The 18,430-nt window shown below is 72.5% G+C and carries 17 protein-coding genes; 10 read left to right on the forward strand and 7 right to left on the reverse strand.

The genetic code is table 11. From position 1 onward, the window contains the following. Positions 1-62 precede the first annotated feature (62 nt). Entirely contained in the window at positions 63-320 is a 258-nt protein-coding gene (locus F563_RS23370; RefSeq protein ID WP_019016338.1) for a transposase, read from the forward strand. A 12-nt stretch (positions 321-332) separates the two neighbouring features. Here F563_RS23370 and F563_RS0119285 read toward each other — a convergent pair. Further along, positions 333-1,278 (reverse strand): IS630 family transposase gene (locus F563_RS0119285; RefSeq protein WP_425386951.1). Its coding sequence is split into 2 segments (ribosomal slippage): positions 333-941 and positions 943-1,278, totalling 945 coding nucleotides; the frame shifts between segments, so codons are not numbered across the junction. Positions 1,279-1,779: 501 nt separating this feature from the next. Here F563_RS0119285 and F563_RS0119300 point away from each other — a divergent pair. The 3 genes from F563_RS0119300 to F563_RS0119310 all read left to right on the forward strand — a co-directional run bounded on the left by F563_RS0119300 (position 1,780) and on the right by F563_RS0119310 (position 3,423). Beyond that, positions 1,780-2,007 (forward strand): hypothetical protein, encoded by a 228-nt coding sequence (locus F563_RS0119300; RefSeq protein ID WP_019016342.1) that lies wholly within the window; start codon positions 1,780-1,782, stop codon positions 2,005-2,007. A gap of 79 nt (positions 2,008-2,086) precedes the next feature. Continuing rightward, the gene (locus F563_RS0119305; protein WP_019016343.1) at positions 2,087-2,329 is read left to right on the forward strand and encodes a hypothetical protein; all 243 of its coding nucleotides are present in this window, start codon (positions 2,087-2,089) and stop codon (positions 2,327-2,329) included. Next, positions 2,326-3,423 carry a glycosyltransferase gene (locus F563_RS0119310; protein WP_019016344.1) on the forward strand — a complete coding sequence of 366 codons (1,098 nt, stop codon included), beginning with the start codon at positions 2,326-2,328 and terminating at the stop codon, positions 3,421-3,423. Before F563_RS0119305 ends, F563_RS0119310 begins: the two co-directional genes overlap by 4 nt. Before the next feature lie 22 nt (positions 3,424-3,445). On the opposite strand, the gene F563_RS24160 is transcribed toward F563_RS0119310, so the two are convergent. Then, positions 3,446-4,375: a right-handed parallel beta-helix repeat-containing protein gene (locus F563_RS24160; protein WP_019016345.1), complete on the reverse strand. Its 930-nt coding sequence runs from the start codon at positions 4,373-4,375 to the stop codon at positions 3,446-3,448. Positions 4,376-4,553: 178 nt separating this feature from the next. Here F563_RS24160 and F563_RS0119320 point away from each other — a divergent pair, with 178 nt between their 5' ends. Next, positions 4,554-4,928, forward strand: a complete 375-nt coding sequence (locus F563_RS0119320; protein WP_019016346.1) for an EamA family transporter — start codon at positions 4,554-4,556, stop codon at positions 4,926-4,928. An 89-nt stretch (positions 4,929-5,017) separates the two neighbouring features. Here the strand turns inward: F563_RS0119320 and F563_RS0119325 are convergent, their stop codons facing one another. After that, a complete protein-coding gene (locus F563_RS0119325; RefSeq protein WP_019016347.1) occupies positions 5,018-6,679 on the reverse strand; it encodes a glycosyltransferase family 39 protein in 1,662 nt (553 codons plus the stop codon). Positions 6,680-6,735: 56 nt separating this feature from the next. Here F563_RS0119325 and F563_RS23380 point away from each other — a divergent pair, with 56 nt between their 5' ends. From F563_RS23380 to F563_RS23395, 5 genes are read left to right on the forward strand one after another with little or no spacing between them, the layout of a single operon-like run. Beyond that, the gene (locus F563_RS23380; RefSeq protein ID WP_084596709.1) at positions 6,736-8,253 is read left to right on the forward strand and encodes a UbiA family prenyltransferase; all 1,518 of its coding nucleotides are present in this window, start codon (positions 6,736-6,738) and stop codon (positions 8,251-8,253) included. 11 nt (positions 8,254-8,264) lie between these two features. Then, positions 8,265-9,209 (forward strand): polysaccharide deacetylase family protein, encoded by a 945-nt coding sequence (locus tag F563_RS0119335; protein ID WP_019016349.1) that lies wholly within the window; start codon positions 8,265-8,267, stop codon positions 9,207-9,209. Next, positions 9,206-10,249 carry a GNAT family N-acetyltransferase gene (locus F563_RS23385; RefSeq protein WP_019016350.1) on the forward strand — a complete coding sequence of 348 codons (1,044 nt, stop codon included), beginning with the start codon at positions 9,206-9,208 and terminating at the stop codon, positions 10,247-10,249. The genes F563_RS0119335 and F563_RS23385 overlap by 4 nt, the downstream gene beginning before the upstream one ends. Next, positions 10,246-11,205 carry a glycosyltransferase family 2 protein gene (locus F563_RS23390; protein ID WP_019016351.1) on the forward strand — a complete coding sequence of 320 codons (960 nt, stop codon included), beginning with the start codon at positions 10,246-10,248 and terminating at the stop codon, positions 11,203-11,205. The genes F563_RS23385 and F563_RS23390 overlap by 4 nt, the downstream gene beginning before the upstream one ends. A 15-nt stretch (positions 11,206-11,220) precedes the next feature. Further along, a complete protein-coding gene (locus F563_RS23395; RefSeq protein ID WP_019016352.1) occupies positions 11,221-12,255 on the forward strand; it encodes a polysaccharide deacetylase family protein in 1,035 nt (344 codons plus the stop codon). A 143-nt stretch (positions 12,256-12,398) separates the two neighbouring features. On the opposite strand, the gene F563_RS0119360 is transcribed toward F563_RS23395, so the two are convergent. From F563_RS0119360 to prsT, 4 genes are all read right to left on the reverse strand, one after another. Next, positions 12,399-12,815: a hypothetical protein gene (locus F563_RS0119360; protein WP_019016353.1), complete on the reverse strand. Its 417-nt coding sequence runs from the start codon at positions 12,813-12,815 to the stop codon at positions 12,399-12,401. Further along, on the reverse strand, positions 12,812-14,080 hold the full coding sequence (locus F563_RS0119365) for a glycosyltransferase family 4 protein (protein ID WP_019016354.1): 1,269 nt from the start codon (positions 14,078-14,080) through the stop codon (positions 12,812-12,814). Before F563_RS0119365 ends, F563_RS0119360 begins: the two co-directional genes overlap by 4 nt. Before the next feature lie 143 nt (positions 14,081-14,223). Continuing rightward, entirely contained in the window at positions 14,224-15,564 is a 1,341-nt protein-coding gene (locus F563_RS0119370) for a putative O-glycosylation ligase, exosortase A system-associated (RefSeq protein WP_019016355.1), read from the reverse strand. A gap of 30 nt (positions 15,565-15,594) precedes the next feature. Continuing rightward, entirely contained in the window at positions 15,595-18,423 is a 2,829-nt protein-coding gene (prsT, locus tag F563_RS0119375; RefSeq protein ID WP_019016356.1) for an XrtA/PEP-CTERM system TPR-repeat protein PrsT, read from the reverse strand. Between the last annotated feature and the right edge of the window lie 7 nt (positions 18,424-18,430).

An 18,430-nucleotide genomic window follows, 5' to 3' on the forward strand; every position in this document is an offset into this window, starting at 1 on the left:
CTACGAGGCGCTGATGGCGGCGCGCGACAGCGACCCCGCCATCATGCTCGCCGACAAGGGCTATGACAGCGACCCGATCCGGCGGGACCTTGCGCGACCGTGGCGCCGTGCCGGAGATCCCCACCAAGCGCAACCGGCACGTCCAGCACAGCGTCAGCCGCCCGCTCTATGCGCTGCGCAGCCGCATCGAGTGCTTCATCAACCGCCTGAAGAACAGCCGCCGCGTCGCCACCCGCTACGACAAGACCGCGGACAGCTTCCTCGGCTTCGTAACACTCGCCTCCATCCGACTGTGGATCAGGTTTGTCCACGCGGCCTAGAGCATTTTCGGGTTACTCGAACGCATAGCCTGAGTACTCGAGGTAGTTGCGGCATTCGTCTGGCGGGAACCGGTCGAGCAACTCGCCGATGGTGGCCCACAGCGCTTCTTGTGTGCGGGCAGCGGCTTTGCGGAGCAGGGCCTTGAGCTTGGCAAAGGCCTGTTCGATCGGGTTTAGGTCGGGGCTGTAGGGCGGGAGGTAGAGCAGGCTTGCGCCCCGAGACCGGATCGCCGCCTCGATGCCGGCGACCTTGTGGGCGCCGAGATTGTCCATGACCACCACGTCGCCCTTCGAGAGTTCGGGCGCGAGGAACTGCTCGACATAAGCGCGGAAGGCGGGACCCGTCATCGGGCCATCCAGCACCAGCGGCGCGACGAGGCCGGTGCTGCGCAGCCCGGCCACGAGGGTGGTGGTGCGCCAGTGGCCGTGCGGCGCCGCATCGACCAAGCGCTCGCCCCTCGGGCCCCAGCCGTAGCGGCGAGCCATGTTGGTGGCGGCACCGGTTTCATCGAGGAACACGAAGCGCTCGGGCTCCATGAAGCGCTGCCACACCCGCCACTGGGAGCGGTGGGTGGCGACATCCGGCCGGTCCTGCTCAGCGGCCCGAAGGGCTTTTTTTGTGTGACAGGCCGAGCCTGCGCAGCGTGGCCCAGATCGTCGACAGCGCACCCACCTCGATGCCGCGCTGGCGCAGCGCGTCCCGAAGCTCGGCCAGCGTGATGCCGCGCTTGCCTGAGGTGAGTTCGCGCAACAAGGCTTCATGTCCATCCAGCAGCGGCTTGCGGTAGCCGCCGATCCGGGCTGGAGCGGCGCTGCCTGTCTGCCTCACCCGCTGCATCAGCTTGATCGCGGCCGAGGCGCTGACCTCGAACCGCCGCGCTGCCTCCCGCGCCGAACTGCCAGCCTCCACCGCGCGAACCAGGCGCCGGCGCAAATCAGGCGACAAGGGTGCCGTCATCTCCAACCTCGCTGCTTCATCAACAGCGTCGAATCAGATCACCCGAATCCATGCAAGACGAAAATGCTCTAGCTAAGCGCGGAGCTAGGATGGGGTGATGTACGAGCGTCGGAGCCGTCTGAGCCGTCCGGCGTGACCTCGATTGTCAAATCTGGCGCCGGCTACCCCGCGCAGTTGCGGTAGAATTCCAGTGTGATCAGCACCTGCTCGTCGGCCTTGTCGGCGCGCGAGGCGTGGCGAAGCGCTCGCCGACCCACGAACAAGATCTTAGATCAGGCGGACAGGGTGACGAGCAGCGGGGGGGAAGGATTGGAGAAGGAGTGGGAACAGGGGTGGGGATGCAATCAAAGGAGAGCATAAGCCTCCTCATGGGGACAATCAGCACGAGAGGGGGGGGATGAAAGTGGGCGCTGCGCCGACTGCGCTTCCTCCACTGCAGCGTAGCACGCGTCCTCTGCTGCTCCACGTTTTCCTGACCTTCGGGATCGGCGGATCGCTCAGGTGAACACCCAAGGCTTCCAGAACCGGCTGCGCCATTCCGACTACCGCGCCCTGCTGGAAGCGGCAGGCTTCCGGATCCTGCGCGCCGAAGGTACGCCCGACCCGCAATGCTTGGCCGATCTGGGCACGCTGCCGCTTGCCCGCCGCTCCCGCGACAAGCCGGCCGAGGATCTCGCGATCCTCACCTTGCTGTTCGTCGCCATAAAGCCCGGCCCGGCCGCGGCCTGAGCGCGTTGGCGATGCCTTCACCCTCTTTCTGGTAGACCGTGTCCCGTCATCCTCCCGAACAGCTCCGGCCCTTCCGCCCATGAGACAGGTCTGCCTAGTCGGCGCCGGCTACATCGCCGGGGTGCATGCCGAAGCCCTGCGCGCCATCCCCTCGGTCCGCTTCGCCGCGGCCTTCGGCACCGCCGCCCATACCTCGGCCGAGAAGGTCCTCGCCGCCGGCGCGATCGGGGCGACGCATGTGCTGGTGCCGCCCGACCTGCAGTGCGGCGACAGCCGCACTGCAGCCGTCGTCGCCCGCGCGATCGCCGTGCACGCGCGATGAGCGCGGCGCCGCCGCTGCTGCTGAGCGTCTTCGCCACCTTCGCCGTGGGCGGGGCGCAGGTCCGCTTCGCCACCCTCGCCAATGCCCTCGGCCCAGCCTTCCGCCACGCGATCGTGGCGATGAATGGCGACACCGCCTGTGCCGCGAGGCTCGATCCGTCGCTGGACGTCAGCTTTCCCGCCGTGCCGGTGCGCAAGGGCAGCCTGGGCGCGAATGTGCGGAGCTTCCGCCGCACGCTCACCACGCTGCGCCCCGCCGTGCTGCTGACCCACAACTGGGGCTCGATCGAGTGGGCGATCGCGAATGCCCTGCCGGTCGTGCCGCAGGTGCATGTCGAGGATGGCTTCGGGCCGGAGGAGCGCGCGCGGCAGATTCCGCGCCGGATCTGGCTGCGCCGGCTCTTCCTGCGCCGCTGCACCGTGATCGTGCCCTCGCAGACCCTGCTCCGGATCGCGCGCGAGGTCTGGCGCCTGCCCGCGGCGCGGCTGCGCTACGTGCCAAACGGCATCGACCTCGCCCGCCTCGCCGCCGCCGCGCCGCTGCGTCCGCCGGGCGAGGGGCCGGTGATCGGCACCGTGGCCGCGCTGCGCGCCGAGAAGGCGCTCGGCCGCCTGCTGCGCGCCTTCGCCCGGCTGCCCGCCGATCCGCCGGCGCGGCTGGTGATCGTCGGCGAGGGGCCCGAGCGGCCGGGGCTGGAGGCGCTCGCCGCCGAGCTCGGCCTTGCCGGCCGCGTCCTGTTCACCGGCCATGTCGAGGACCCGGCCGGCTGGTACCGGGGCTTCGACCTGTTCGCGCTCTCCTCCGACACCGAGCAGATGCCGCTCTCGGTGCTGGAGGCGATGGCGGCGGGGCTCGCGGTGGCGGCGACCGATGTCGGCGATGTGCGCGCGATGCTGGCGCCGGCGAACGCGCCGCATGTGGTGGCGAAGGACGAGGCCGCGCTCGCCGGCGCGCTCGCCGCCCTGCTCGCCGATCCGGCCTCGCGCGCGGCGATCGGCGCGGCCAACCGGGAGAAGGCCGCGCGGGACTACGCGCGCGAGACGATGATCGAGGCCTGGCGCGCGATCCTGACCCAGGCGGCGGCGCGGGGCTGATGCCGCGCGCGCGACAAGCCCGTCAGCGCACCTCGCCCGGGCCCGCCAGCACCGTCACCGGGCCGTGGATCGTGTTGCCCTCCAACAGCACCGGCGTCGTGGTGCGGTTCTCGACGAAATTGGTGCCGCGCGGCATCAGGTTCTCGAACCGGTTGCCGATCACGCGCAGGCTGGTGGTGGGGTGGCGCACCCCTTCGGCGCCGAGCATCACCGCCGCGGTCGGGTTGCCGTGGTCGGGCCCCTTGCGCAGCGTGGTGTTGCGCAGCAGCAGGTTGCCGCCGTTCGGGATGTCCACGAGATAGCTCGCCCGGTTGCCCGGCGTGTCCAGGATCTCGCTGTCGACGATCTCGGTGGCGAGCGCGCGCGACTTCACGTGGTGGCAGATCCGCGTGGCCTCGAAGCGGGTGCGCAGGATCGAGACGAGCGCCCAGTCATTCGCATAGACCGCGTGCGCGCAGAGATGGATCAGCGCGCCATTGCCCACGAACACGCTGTCCTCGATGCGCAGGCGCGCCGTGCGCATGTTCACCGCCGTCAGGATGCCGTTCTGGTTGTCCTCGAAGCGCGAGCGCCGGATGGTGAGATCGCCGCCCTCGGCGCGGATGCCGGCGGCATTGCCGCCCTCGAAGGCGGCGCCGCGGAAGGTGAGTCCGATCACCGTGACGCGCGGCGCGGCGATCACGAACAGCGCCTTCTGCGCGCAGATCGGCCCGGTGATCACGACCTCGCCGCCCGGCGCTGCCTCGATCGTCACATCCGGCGCCGTCCAGACCGCGCAGTTGCGGTAGACCCCCGGCGCGATCACCACCCGGTCGCCGGCCTTGGCGGCGCGCGCGGCCGCGCCCGGCGTGGCGAAGCGTTCGCCGGGGCCGACGCGCAGGGTCTCGGACCAGGCCGGCGGAGCAAGCAGCGGGGCGGCGAGCAGCAGGGCGGCGAGCAGGGCGTGGCGCATCACGCGGTCCTCTCCGGCAGGGGCGTGGCCGCGCACCATGCCGTCCCGACCGTCATGCGGTCCAGGCCGGCCATCTTGCGGGCGGGGCGGAAGCCGGGTGCAGTCCGCCCGCCGGCGCAGCCGGCAGTCCCGTGCCCGCCGGCGCAGCCGGCAGCCCCATGCGCGCCGGAGCCCCCCGATGAGCCTGCCCGTCCTCGTCACCATCCTCGTCTCGGTCCTGCTGTCGGCCCTGGCGCAGATCGCGCTGAAGGCCGGGATGTCGCGCCCGGAGATCGCCCAGGCGATCGCCGAGGGCGCGCCCGCGACGATCGCGGCGAGCATCGCCACCCAGCCCTTCGTCATCCTTGGCCTCGCCGCCTACGGGCTCGGCGCGGTGGTGTGGCTGTTCGTGCTGTCGCGGATCGACGTCTCGCTCGCCTACCCGTTCGTCAGCCTCGGCATCGTCGTCACCATGCTGCTCGGCATGCTGGTGTTCGGCGAGGTGATCACGGCGATGCGCGCCGCCGGCGCGGCCTTCATCATCGTCGGCATCGTCATGCTGGCCTGGAGCTGATACCCGACGCACAACGGCTTGACCTTTGTACGTCGGGTATCGCGCGCAGGGTTGGTGTGGCGGCTGCGCGCCAGGAATGAGGGCGCAGCTCAGCGCCCACCGACCTGCCCCTCGACGCTGCGGCCGATGATCGGCAGCTCGATCGTCAGCGCGCGCCCGGTCGGCCGCACCTCGCCGCGCGCGCGGTAGATGCGGAGCTCGCGATCCTCCACCCGGATGTTCGCGCGCAGCGGAATGCGCGCCACCTCCTCGTAGCCTTCGCCTTCGAGCACGCGCTGCAGCCGCGCCATCTGTTCGAGGTCGGTCCAGAAATCCGGCTGCGCCACCACCACGCCGACCCCGAGCTCGGCGAGCTTCGTCGCGATCTCCGCCTCGGTGTAGTCGGCCTGGGCGACGCCGAGCTCGCGCCGCACCGCGATCCTGAGCAGCAGCTTGTCGGCGCGCAGCGTGTAGAGATCGGGCCGGCCCGTCACCGTGCGCATGTTGAAGACGAAGGCGCCGTCGCGCGTGCCCGAGAACAGCACGGCCGTGCCCGGCGGCGCGAGGGCGGCGGCGCGCAGCGCGGCCTCGCGGTAGCCCGCGACCTGCGGCACCGATACGGCCGCGAAGGTGACGCCGGCGAAGACGAGCGCGACCCCGAGCGGCAGGGCTATGCGCAGCGGCGCGGCAGAGAGGCCGCGGGCGGCGAAGGCGAGCCCGGCGGCCGCCCAGAGCGCGATCGGCACGAGCAGGATCACGCCGTGCCGCGCCTCCTTCAGCTCGACGAAGGAGAGTGCCAGATAGGCGAAGACGAACCACAGCACCGGCAGCAGCCGCTCGGCCGTGCTCCCACTGTCGCGCCGCAGCGCTGCGGCGAGGCCGAGCAGGGCGAGCGGCAGCGGCAGGATGCCGGTCATCTCCGGCAGCCGCGCGGCGTACCAGAGCCAGCCGGCGAGGGTGGCGCGCGAGGCGGCGGTGTCCGGGATGCCGGCGACCGATTGCAGGTTCGCCTGGCCGAACAGCACCTGCAGCCCGATCAGCGGCACGAGCCCGAGCACGGCGAGCGCAAGCGCGATCCAGGTGACGCGGCTCGCGAGCAGCGCGCGGCCGCGCGCGAGCAGCAGGAACAGCCCGAGCGCCGGCATCACGAAAGCCATGTTCAGCTTGGTGTAGAGTGTGGCGAGGGCGAAACCGACCGCCAGCAGCAGCGAGACCGCTCGGCCGTCGCGCGCGTGGCGGACCGTGAACAGCGCCGTCCAGACCAGATAGGCGAGGCCCGGGATCTCCAGCATCACCTGCCGGCCCCACAGCAGGATCTCGGGCATCCCCAGCAGCAGCACCGCGGCGGCGAGCGCGCTCCAGCGATCGAGCCAGAGCCGCGCGAGCAGCCAGGTGCCGAGGCCGAGCAGCGGCAGATGCAGCGCGATCACCGCCTGGGCGACGGCGTGGCTGTCGCCGAAGACGAGGAAGAACGGCGCGCTCAGCACATAGAGCAGCGGCGGGTAGAACAGGATCGTCAGCGCCGGGTAGCGCAGATAGTACTGCTCGGCGAAGCCGATCGGGTCGCGGATCGGTGCGGCCAGCACGAAATCCTTGAGGAAGATGCCGTTGAGCGCGTGCCGCGGCGCATCGCTCCACCAGAACGCGCCGTCGCGCGGCGAGGTCACGAAGAACAGCGCCGCCAGTGCTAGGATGAGCGCGAGTCCGGGCAGGAGCTCCCGCACGCCCGGCGCGGCGAAAGGCATCGGCGGGGTGGTCGCACGCCCGTCCATCGGCAACTCCTTCACCATTCTGGGGCTAAGGCTTACCCCGAGTAGCCAATCGGATGATGAACGCAACCGATCATCGCGCTCCACCGGCGCGTGAGCCCCAAGGCCGCCCGGCGGAGCCGGTGCCGCTCTGCGTCGATCTCGACGGCACGCTGCTCGCGGGCGACAGCCTCTATGAGCTGCTGTTCGCGGGGCTGCGCCGCCGCCCCGCCCTGGTGTTCCTGGCGCTGCTCTGGATCTGGCAGGGCAAGGCGGCGTTCAAGGCACGACTCGCGGAGGCGGTCGATCCGCGCGGCCTCGCCTTCCGTTTCCATGACGGCGTCGTCGCCTATCTCGCCACCGCCCGGGCGGAGGGGCGGCGGCTGGTATTGGCCACCGCCGCGCACCGGCGTGTGGCCGAGGCGATCGCCGACGAGCTCGGGCTGTTCGACGAGGTGATCGCCACCGAGGACGGGCGCAACCTGCGGGGCGCGGCCAAGGCGGCCGAGCTGGTGGCGCGGTACGGCCGCGGCGGCTTCGACTATGCCGGCAACGACCGCCACGACCTGCCGGTCTGGGCGGAGGCGCGCCGGGCGATCGTGGTGGCAGCGGGGGGCTCGACGATCGCCGAGGCGGCGCGGCGGGTCGCCACCGTCGAGCGGGTATTCCCTGTCGCCGGGTTCGCGCCCCGGCCGCTGCTCAAGGCGATGCGCCTGCACCAATGGGCGAAGAACCTGCTGGTGTTCCTGCCGCTGCTGGCGGCGCACCGGTTCGACGAGGCGGCCGCCCTGCTCCAGGCCGGCGCGGCCTTCCTCGCCATGGGGCTGGTCGCCTCGGGTGGCTATCTCGCCAACGACCTGCTCGACGTGCAGGCCGACCGGCGCCACCGCAGCAAATCCGCCCGGCCCTTCGCCGCCGCCACCCTGCCGCTGCCCTTAGGCCCGCCGCTCGTGCTGGCACTCGTCCTGCCCGGGCTCCTGCTCGCCGCGCTCGTCTCGCTGCCGCTCGCCGCCTGGGTCGGGGTCTATCTCGCCGCCACGCTCACCTACTCGCTATGGTTGAAGCAGAAGGTCCTGATCGACGTGTTCTTCCTCGCCGGGCTCTACACCCACCGGGTGCTGGCGGGCGGCATCGCCACCGGGATCGTGCCGTCGTTCTGGCTGCTCGCCCTTTCGGTGTTCGTCTTCCTGAGCCTGGCACTGCTCAAGCGCTACTCCGAGCTGATCAAGGCGGGCGCGGCCGAGACCGGCACGCCGGCCGCGATCCGCGGCTACCGGGCGGAGGATCTCGAACCGCTCGCCGGGCTCGGCACCGCGAGCGCGGTCGCCGCCGCCCTGGTACTCGCACTCTATGTCGACAGCGACAACGTGCGCGCGCTCTACCGCTCGCCGGAACTGCTCTGGCTCTGCTGTCCGCTGCTGCTCTACTGGCTGAGCCGGATGTGGATCGGCGCGCGGCGCGGCGTGATCGACGACGATCCGCTCGTGTTCGCGCTCCGCGACCGCATCAGCCTGGTGGTGCTCGGGCTGACCCTCGCGCTCGCGGCGGCGGGGGCGGTGGTCCATGCCTCCTGCGTGGCGGGGCTCGGGTGCGGTTGAGCCCGTCCGGCGTGAAGGCGCTTGCCAAGCGCGTCCTGTTCGCCTGCGGCGCGGCCGGGCTCATGCATCGCCGGCGCAACCGCGCCGTGCTGACGACGGTGATGTTCCATCGCGTGCTGCCGGACGATGATCCGCGCGCGGCCGGGGCGAATCCCACCTACGCGGTGACACCCGAGGAGCTCGATGCCTGCCTCGGCCTGTTCCGGCGCTTCCATGCCGTGATCGGGCTCGCCGAGCTGGAGGCGGCGGTCGCGCGCGGCCGGGACCTGCCCGCGCGGCCGCTGCTCATCACCTTCGACGACGGCTGGGCCGACACTGTCGAGCACGCCCTGCCGGTGCTGCGCGCGCATCGTGTGCCGGCGGTGGTGTTCGTCGCCACCGGCCATATCGGCCGCGCGGAGGGGTTCTGGCAGGAGGAGGTGTTCGACGCGGTGCTGGCCGGCGCGGGCGGGGCGCCGGCAGAGGCTCAAGCGACGGTCGCGGCGCTCGACCGGCTGGCGCCCGAGGCGCGGGCCGAGCGGCTCGCCGCGCTGCCGCGCCGCGCCCTGCCGCGCCGGATGGCGGATGCGGCGGGGCTTGCCGCGCTCGAACGGGCCGGCATCGCGATCGGCGGGCACGGCCACAGCCACGAGCCGCTGACCCGCGTCGCCGACCCGGCGGCGGAGTTCCGCGCCTGCCGCGAGACCCTCGCCCGGCTCGGCCTCGGCGGCGACCGGCCGGCCTTCTCCTTCCCGCACGGCCAGACCAGCCCGGCGCTGATCGCCGCCGCCCGGGCGGCCGGATTCGGGCTCTGCTTCACGAGCGCGCCGACCCTGACGCCGCTCGCGGCGCTCGACGCGGCGAGCGGGATCGGCCGGATCGAGATCGACCTGCGGCCGCTGCGGGGGCGCGCGGGCCTCGATCGCGCCACGCTCGCCTTCGGCCTGATCACCCCGCCACACGCGTCCGGACGATGAGCGCACAGAGCCGCGCCGGGCTCGCCGCCGAGGTGAAGCGGCCCTCCGAGCTCAGCGCCGAGGAGCGCGCGACTTGGCTCGGCCTGATGGCGGCGCAGCCGCCGCTGCGCCGCGCCTTCTTCGCGCCCGGCTTCGCGGAGGCCTGCGAGCAGGCGCATGGCCGCGCGCGCGTCGCCGTGCTGCGCCGGGGCGGCGAGACCGTCGGCTTCTTCCCGTTCCAGTACCCGAGCGCATGGCATCGCCGCATGGGCCTCGCCGAGCGCATCGGCGGCGAGCTCTGCGATCATGCCGGCGTGATCCTGCGGCCGGGCGTGCGGCTCGATCCGGCCACGCTGCTCGGGCTCTGCCGGCTCGGCGGGCTGTTCATCAGCCATCTCGGCGAGGATCAGCCGGCGCTCGGGCTGACGGCGGCGGAGTGGCGCATCGGCCATGTGATCGACCTCGCCGGGGGCAGCGCCGCCTACTTCGCTGGCCTCGGCGCGGCGAACAAGCCGTTCCTGCTCGACACCGAACGGCGGCACCGGCGGCTGGAGAAGGAGTACGGCGCGCCCGAGATCAGCATCACGACGCGCCCGGAAGCGGCCGAGCTCGACGCGCTGATCGCCGCCAAGCGCGCCCAGTATGCCCGCACCGCCGTCGGCGACCCCTTCGCCGATGCCGCGCATCAGCGCCTGGTGCGCCTGCTCGCCGGGCGCGAGGATGCGGCCTGCACGCCGCTGCTGAGCACGCTCACCGCCGGCGGGCGGGTGCTCGCGCGGCATTTCGGCCTGATGCATGCCGGCGTGCTCAGCTATTGGTTTCCGGTCTATGATCCGGAGGCGAGCAAGGTCTCGCCGGGGCGGCTCCTGCTCTGGCACACGCTCCGCGCCGCCGACGCGCACGGCATCCGGCTGATCGACCGGGGCGAGGGGGACAGCCAGGCGAAGCGGGATTTCTCGACCGGCGAGCAGCGTTTCGGGCGGGCAAGCTGGTATGCCGGCGGCTGGCGCGGCATGCTCGCCAAAGGCTGTCAGAAACTGACGTGGATGCTCCGTCGATGAGCGACGACCAGGCGCCCCCCCGCGCCGCGCCGACCGTCAGCATCGTCATCCCCGCCTACAATGCGAGCGGGCTGCTCGAGGCCGCGATCGGCTCGATCGCGGCGCAGACCCTGCGCGAGATCGAGGTGATCCTGGTCGATGACGCCAGCAGCGACGACACCGCGGCGCAGGCGCGCATGCTGCTCACCCGGCACGGCCTCGCGCACGACGTGATCCGGCTCGCGGCGAATGCCGGGCCGGCGGCGGCGCGCAACCGCGGCGTGGCGGCGGCGCGCGGCACCTATGTCGCCTTCCTCGACGCCGACGACGAATGGCTGCCCGACAAGCTCCGGCTGCAGGTCGCGCTGATGGAGGCCAACCCGAAGGTCACGCTGTGCGGCTGCCAGGCCGACTGGGTGGACGGGTCCGGCGCGGTCATCGGCCCGCTCTACCAGGACCTCCCCGAGCTGCTGCCGGATGGCTGGAAGCTGCTGCTCTGGAACTGCTACGTCGCGACGCCCTGCGCGATGGTGCGGCGGCGCGACCTCGGCACGCAGCCCTTCGATCCGCGGCTGCGGATCGGCGAGGACCGCGACCTCTGGATCAAGCTCGCGAGCAACGGCATCGTCGGGCTGGTGCCCGAGAAGCTGGTGAACATCCGCGTCTCGCCGGCGAGCTACATGTCGCGCCATACCGCCCTGCTGACGCAGTACACCAAGCCGATGCTGGAGAAGCACGTCGACGCCTTCGCCGACACGCTGTCGCTGCGCGAGCGGATGCGCGCGATCGGCAGCCTGCACAGCCAGATCGGCAAGGGGCTGAGCGGTGCGGCCGGCCACTACCTGAAGAGCGGCCGGCATCTGCTGATGGCTGCCCTGCTCGGTTTCCGGCCGATGGACAGCCTGCGTCACCTGCTCTTCACCTCCCCGCTCGTCAGCCCGCTGAAGCGCTACGTCAAGCGCGTGCTCGCGGGATAGGACACCGGCCTGCGCATGCACCGCACCGTCGAGCTCGCCGCGCTGCCCGCGCTCGAGGCGCCGCTGCTGTGCGTCGTGATCGACACCGAGGAGGAGTTCGACTGGTCCGGCCCGTTGTCGTCACGCAACATCTCGGTGCAGTCGATCAACGACATCGGCTACGGCCAGGCGATCTTCCGCCGCTACGGGCTGCGCCCGGCCTATCTGCTCGACTACCCGGTGATCGCCGATCCCCGCGCGGCCGGGGTGTTCGGCCCATGGGCGGAGGCGGGCGAGTGCCTGATCGGCGCGCAGCTGCATCCCTGGGTCACGCCGCCGCACGAGGAGGTGGTGTGCCCGTACAACTCCTATCCCTGCAACCTCGATCCCGATCTGGAACAGCGCAAGCTCGCCGCCCTGACGGAGAGGATCCGCAGCACGCTCGGCATCGCGCCGCGCATCTACAAGGCCGGCCGCTACGGCCTCGACCTCGCGCGCGAGGCGATGCTGAGCGGGCTCGGCTATCGCGTCGACACGAGCGTGGTGCCCTATCGCAGCTTCGCCGGCGCGGGCGGCGGGCCCAACTTCTTCGGCTATCCGGAGCGGCTGTTCTGGAGCGGGCCGGCGGGGAACGTGCTCTACCTGCCGGTCACCCAGTCGCTGGTCGGGCCGCTGCGCTTCCTGCGCCGGCACAGGGTGAGCCAGCGGATCTTCGGGCGGCTGTCCTCGAGCCTGCATCTGCCGGGCATTCTCGCCCGGCTGCACCTGCTCGAGCGGATCATGCTGACGCCGGAAGGCGTGTCCTTCGCCGAGATGCGCAAGCTCGTCGACTCCATGCTGGCCGAGGGCGAGCGGGTGTTCACCTTCTCGCTGCACAGCCCCTCCTTCATGCCGGGCGGAACACCCTATGTGCGCAGCGCGGCCGAGCGCGATGCCTTCCTCGCCCGGATCGAGCAGTTCCTCGACTACTTCTTCGGACCTGTCGGCGGCAGGCCGGCCACGCCGCTCGATCTGCTGGCGATGGCCGAGACGGCGCGGCGGACAGTGACGTCGGTCGCCGCGGCGGCGTGACGGCAGCGGCGCAGGCTCATACCCGGCGCACGAAGGTTTCATCTTCGTGCGCCGGGTATGAGGTTTCCTTTGGCGCACAGCCGCCACACCAGCCCTGCGCGTGATCCCAGGCTGCCAAAGGTCAAACCTTTGGCAGCCCGGTATCAGGCCCGCGCCGCGCCGGCCGGACGCGGCACGCCGGCCTCGGCATGACCGGCAAGGATCGCCACCTCGCACGGCGCCGCGCCTCGGGGCAGGATGAAGCTCAGCAGCGCGATCCTGGCCGAGCCGTCCGCATGCGCCGCCAGCACGACGACCTCCACCGGCAGGTCTTGGGCGAGGGCGGCGCAGCGCCCGATCAGCAGGGCCGCGCGGGGCAGCGCACCGGGGCCGAAGAAGCAGCGCGCCGAGGCGAGCGCGTGCCCGCCCGTGCCCGCCGCCGCGACCGTCAGCGTGAGCAGTGGCGGCACGGAGACCGCCGCCGCGCTCCGCACCGGAGCGGCCATCGCCGGTGGAACCGGCGCGCGGCAGGCGGCCGCGCTCAGCGCGAGCGGGGCAAGCGCGCGCCGGGTCAGGGTCATGCCGCCGCCTCCTTGCGCGCAAGCACGCGCCGGAACAGCGCGAGCTGGCCTGCGGTCGTCTCTTCCCAGCCGAACCGCTCGGCATAGGCGCGTGTCGCCGCGCGGCCGGGCGGGCGGCCGAGCACCTGGCGCACGCCTCCGGCGACCGCCTCCGCCGTCGCCTCGTCGATCACCACGCCCGCTTCCGGTGCCGCGACCGCCTCGCGCGAGCCCCAGGCCGGGGTCGCCACCACGGGCGTGCCGCAGGCCATCGCCTCCAGCAGCACGTTCGCCCAGCCCTCGCGCGAGGAGGCGAGCACCATCACGTCGGCAGCGCTGTAGTAGAGCGGCAGCCGCGCATGCGGCACCGGCCCCACGAGACGCACGCGGTCGGCGAGGCCGAGGCGCGCGGCGAGCGCTTCGAGGGCGGAGCGTTCCGGTCCCTCTCCGGCGATCACCAGCCGGTGCCCGGGCAGATGCGCGAGCGCCTCGATCGTCAGGTGATGGCGCTTGCGCTCGATCAGCAGCCCTACCGAAAGCAGCGTCGGCCCGTCGAAGCCGAGCTCGGCGCGCGCCGCCGCGCGGTCGGGCACGGGCCGGAACACCTGGAGATCCACGCCGTTGCGCAGCACCGTCACCTTCTCTGGCGGCGCACCGAGGGCGACGAGACCCTCCTTCAGCGCCGCGCTCACCGCGATCAGCGCATCGGCGCGCGCGATCGCCGCGCGGATCAGCGTCCCGGGGATGCGGTAATGCGGCAGCTGCGAGGTGTCCGACCCGCGCGCGGTCAGCACCACCGGCACGCCATGGTCGCGCGCGAGCCACACCGCGGCGACGCCGTCGGGATAGAGGTAGTGGCCGTCGATCGCATCGAAGACGAAACCGTCCGCCACCATGCGCGCGAGCGCGCGCCTGGCCGCGCGGTAGAGCGTGACCGGGTTGGAGACCATGCCGATCCCCGGCACGGCGAGGAAGCGCGGATGGTGCACGGCGATGCCGTGCCGGGTTTCGCGGATCGGGATTTCCGGAAATCCGGCTTTCGGGTCGCCGGCCGGGGTGCGGCCGGGAAACCAGGGGATGGGCGCGAGAACCGTGCTGGTCGCGTCACCGCCCGCGACGAGATGGCGAAGCCTGTTCTCGACGAAGACGCCATGATTGGGCTGGGCGGGGTTTGGGTACAGCGTGCTGAAGGTCAGCAGCCGGAGCGGCCTGGGCGGCGACGGCGCCTCGCCTGGCCGGACGATCGCCGCCGTCCGCGGGCTTGCCGCCTCCGCGGTCGCCGTCATCGACCATGTCGAACGGCCACCAGAAGTGGTGGCGGTACTGCTCCGGCAGGATGCTCCAGACGCAGAGCCAGGCGACGCCGATGAGCATGGCGAGATAGTAGAAGCTCTCCACGCGGGGTCCTCCTCCCGAGCTTGCGGCCCGCTCATGGGCGCAGCGCGCTGCCGCGCGCGGTGGCGATCGGCGCGGCCGCAGCGCGCATGCGCCAGCCGCCGGTCCTGGCCGGCGCGGCGGCATCGACAGGCTGCGCGGCCGGCTGGCGCACCAACTTATGCACCGCCGCGAGCACGACGATCAGCGTCCAGAAACAGTCCCAGTAGGCGAGCGACAGGAACGAGCCGCCGGTCATGTAGGCGACCATCGCGACCTGCGACATGCGGGCGAGGTCATAGGCCCAGCGGAACTCCGGCCGGTTGCGCGTGTGGCGGGCGATCCTGAGCGTGTAGAGGCCGCCGGCGACAAGGATGCCGAGCCAGATCCCGAACACCACGAAGCCATGCTCGCCCAGGGTCTCGAACCAGATGCTGTGCGCCGCGCGGGCCTTCACCTGCGGCATCACCATGTTGACGATGTCCTGCTTGTACATCGACAGGAATCCGCCGCCGACCAGCGGGCGCATCAGGGCGATCCGGACCGAGGCCTCCCAGATCGTGATCCGTCCCATCGCCGAGCCGTCCTGCTCGTAGGAGCGGATCGTCTCCATCCGTTCGACCCAGCTATCGGGCATGAACAGGATCGCGGCCGCGCCGGCGAGCGCGATCGCAACCCCCGAGAGCACCTTGCCGCGGCTGCGGGTCCACAGCACCGCGCCGGTCGCGACCAGGGCCACGAGCGCGCCGCGCGACTGGCTGCCCACCACGGCGAACAGCGTCGTCGCCATGGCGAAGATGAGGCCGTGGCGCACCACCTGGTGGCGCGACTGCAGGCGCAGGTAGTTCATCAGCGGCAGCGAGACGAGCAGTGCCGTCGCCAGATGGTTGCGATCGAAGATCATGCTGTTCGGCGGGCCGATGACGATGAAGCCGCCGCCCGTCACCAGCGTGAAGATGCCGCCCTTCACGCCGAAATAGCCGAGCGCAATCACGATCAGCCAGATCAGCGCATGGACCCGCCGCCGGCTGTCCACCAGGGCTGCCGTCAGCAGCAGGCCGAGCAGGGTCTTGAAGGTGCGGTCCCACTTCGCCCAGACCTCCGCGGGCGGGCCGAGCGCGGCGAAGGAGGTGATCGTGATGCCGATGATCAGCAGCGTCATCAGCACCGTCACGGCGTTGATCGGCAGCCGCTTCGGCTCGCGCGCGACGAAGCAGCCGAACAGCGTCACGACGAACACCATCGCCGCCCAGGGCTGGCTCGAGGCGAACCCCCACAGCAGCTGATGGGGGTTCATGAACGAGATCCACGACCACAGCATCACACCGACGAACGGCCGCGCCGCCGCCAGCCCGAGCAGGGGCACGATGAAGGCGATGAAGACGAGGTCGCGCATCGTCCCGGCCGGCCGTGATCCGCCCTGCGCTCAGCCGCCGCGCAGCCGCGCGAGCAGCCGTTCCGCCTCGGCACGCTCGGGGAACTGCGCGTTGGACGTGACCACCGGCTCGATCACGCGCCGTGCCTCCTCGCGCTCGCCGGCCGCCTCCAGGGCGAACGCGTAGCGGTAGAACATCGACGCGTCCGGCCGCTGCCGTGCCACCGAGGCGGCGGCCGCCTGACGCAACAGCGGCACCGCGCGCGCGGTCTCGCCGGAGCGCGCCAGGATCCAGCCGAGCGTGTCGGCGGTCTCGGCCGAGGGGGCGAGGTAGTAGGCGCGCTCGGCGTATTGCCGCGCCTGGCTGAGCGCCGCGCGGCCCTCGGCGGTCTCGCTGCTGCTGCGCGCCTGGATCAGCCAGGCGAGGTTGTTGAGCGCGATCGCGTCCTCGGGGCGCGCGGCGACCAAGCGCACCAGCCGGCGCTCGGCGTCGGCGGTCCGGCCCGCGGCGATCTCGAACTGCGAGAGCTGCGACTGCACCGCGAGATCGTCCGGCGTGCGCTCGAGCCAGGCGGCGAGCGCCTGGGCGGCCTCGTCCTGCTTGCCGAGGCGCTGCAAGGCGTCGGCCTGGCGCAGCACCAGCACGCCCGACGGCGCCTGCCGGTGGGCGGCGGCATAGGCGGCCGCCGCCTCCTCGAAGCGCTCCGCCCCCATCAGCAGATCGCCGCGCAGCGTCAGCGAGGAGGGCCGCGCGCTCTCCTGGCGCGCCAGCCGGTCGGCGGTCTCGAGCGCGGCGTCGAGCCCGCGTCCCTGGCGCACCGCCTGCACCAGGGTCTGTTGCAGCAACGGATCGGCTGGGCGCGTGCGCAGCCCCTGTTCGAGCACCAGCTCGGCCGCGCGCTGATCGTTCGCGCGCAGCAGCAGCGCCGCCACCATGCGGCGCGCGAGCGGATTGTCGGGGTCCTGCGCCATCGCCGCGCGCGCGGCCTCCTCGGCCTCGCGGAACTGCTCGGCGGCGGTGCGCACCTCGGCGAGCAGCAGCAGGTGGCGCGTCTCGCGGCGGCGATCGCGGAACGCCGGCGCGTCCAGCACCTGGGCCGCCTTGGCCGGCTCGCCGGCGCGTACCAGCACGGTCGCGAGCGCCATCGCGAGCGCCGGATCGCCGGGCTGGGCCGCGTTCGCCGCCTCCAGCACCGCGCGCGAGGAGGCCGCGCGCGGCCCGCCGCTCAGCACCGCGGCCGAGAGCCGCGCGAGCGCCTCCGGGTTGCCGGGCTCGCGCTCCAGCACCTCGGCGAACAGCCGCTCGGCGCGGTCGAGGTCACCCTGCATGGCGGCCACGCGGGCAAGCCCGAGCCGCGCGCGCACGCTGTTCGGATGGTTGCGCAGCACCGTCTCGAAGGTCGTCTTGGCGCCGTCGAGGTCGAGCCGCACCAGCCGGATCGTGCCCTCGAGCACGCCGGCGAGTTCGCCGCCGCGGGCCTGCGGGCCGAGCCGTTCGAGCTCGGCGGAGGCAACCGCGAGATCGCCGCGGGCGAGCGCGGCCGAGGCCAGCACCTCGCGCGCGCCGGGCTGGTTGGGATCCCGCGCGAGCGCGGCCTCGGCCGCCTGCTGCGCGCCCGCCGCGTCGCCGGTGGCGAGCCGGGCGACCGCGAGCCGGGCCAGCACGGCGGCATTGTCGGGCGTGAGCTCGGCCGCCTTGGCGAGCGCATCGAGCGCCTCCTGCCGCCGCCCCATCGCGGCATGGGCGCGGCCCAGCATGTCATAGGCCTCGGCATCGGCGGCACCCCGCTGCGCCAGCCGGTCGAGCGTGCCGGCGGCCGCATCCGCCGCGCCGCGCTGCATCTCCAGCATGGCGAGCAGTTTCGCCCCGCGCGGATCCTCGGGCCGGCGCGCGACATGGCGCCGTGCCGCATCCTCGGCCTGTTCGAGCTGGTTCAGTGCGCGCTTCGCGGTGGCGAACAGCAGGAGCCCGTCGGGGATGTTGGGCAACTGGCTCTGGATGCGCTGCAGCTCCTGGTCCACCGCCTGCCAGTTCTGCGCCCGCGCGTGCAGCATCGCGCTCATGTAGATGCCGAGCGGCGCATTCGGCGCGAGCCTGAGAACCCGGTCGATCTCCTGGCGCGACTCGGCGTCGTTGCCCATCCGCATCAGCACCTCGCCGCGCCGCAGCCGCGCCATCACATTGCCCGGCTGCTGCTGCAGCAGCGCGGCGAAGGTGGCCGAGGCCTCGGCGAGCTGGCCGCGCTCGAACTGGAAGCTGGCCTTGCGCATCAGCGCTTCCGTGTTGGCGGGCTCGATCGCGAGCGCGCGGTCCACCGCCGCCTCCGCGGCGTCGCGGTCGCCGGAGACGGCGGCGACGGTGGCGGCGGCGAGCTGCGCCTCGACCACGTTGGGGCCGAGCCGGACCGCGTCCGCGGCGGCGCGCGCGGCATCCTCGCGCCGGTTCAGCGCCAGATAGGCCATGGTGCGGCCGGCCGCGACCTGGGCCGACACCGCGTTGGGCACCTGGCCCTCCTGCATCGGGAACTCGCGCAGGATCTCCTCGAACCGGCGCAGCGTCATGTAGGCGCGCAGCAGCAGCGCGGTGCCGGCGGCGCGGTCATAGCCGCGCTCCAGGGCGGCGCGCGCCTCCTTCTCCGCGGTGTCGCCGTCGCCGAGATCGAGGCTCGCCTGGGCGAGGGCGGCGCGCAGGGACGCGTCGTTCGGGTTGTCGCGCACGGCGTTGCGGAACTCGATCTGCGCGGCGCGCAGATCGCCGCGCTGCTGCGCCGCGCGCGCCCGCTCGACCGAAGCCTCGACCGGGGCCGGCAGCGCCAGGATCAGCGCGGCGGCGAAGGCGAGAGGGGCGGCAATCCGCGTGGAGGTCATGAGCCGTGTCATGGCGTGT

Source organism: Elioraea tepidiphila DSM 17972 (assembly GCF_000378465.1).
Classification (GTDB): Bacteria; Pseudomonadota; Alphaproteobacteria; order Acetobacterales; family Acetobacteraceae; genus Elioraea; species Elioraea tepidiphila.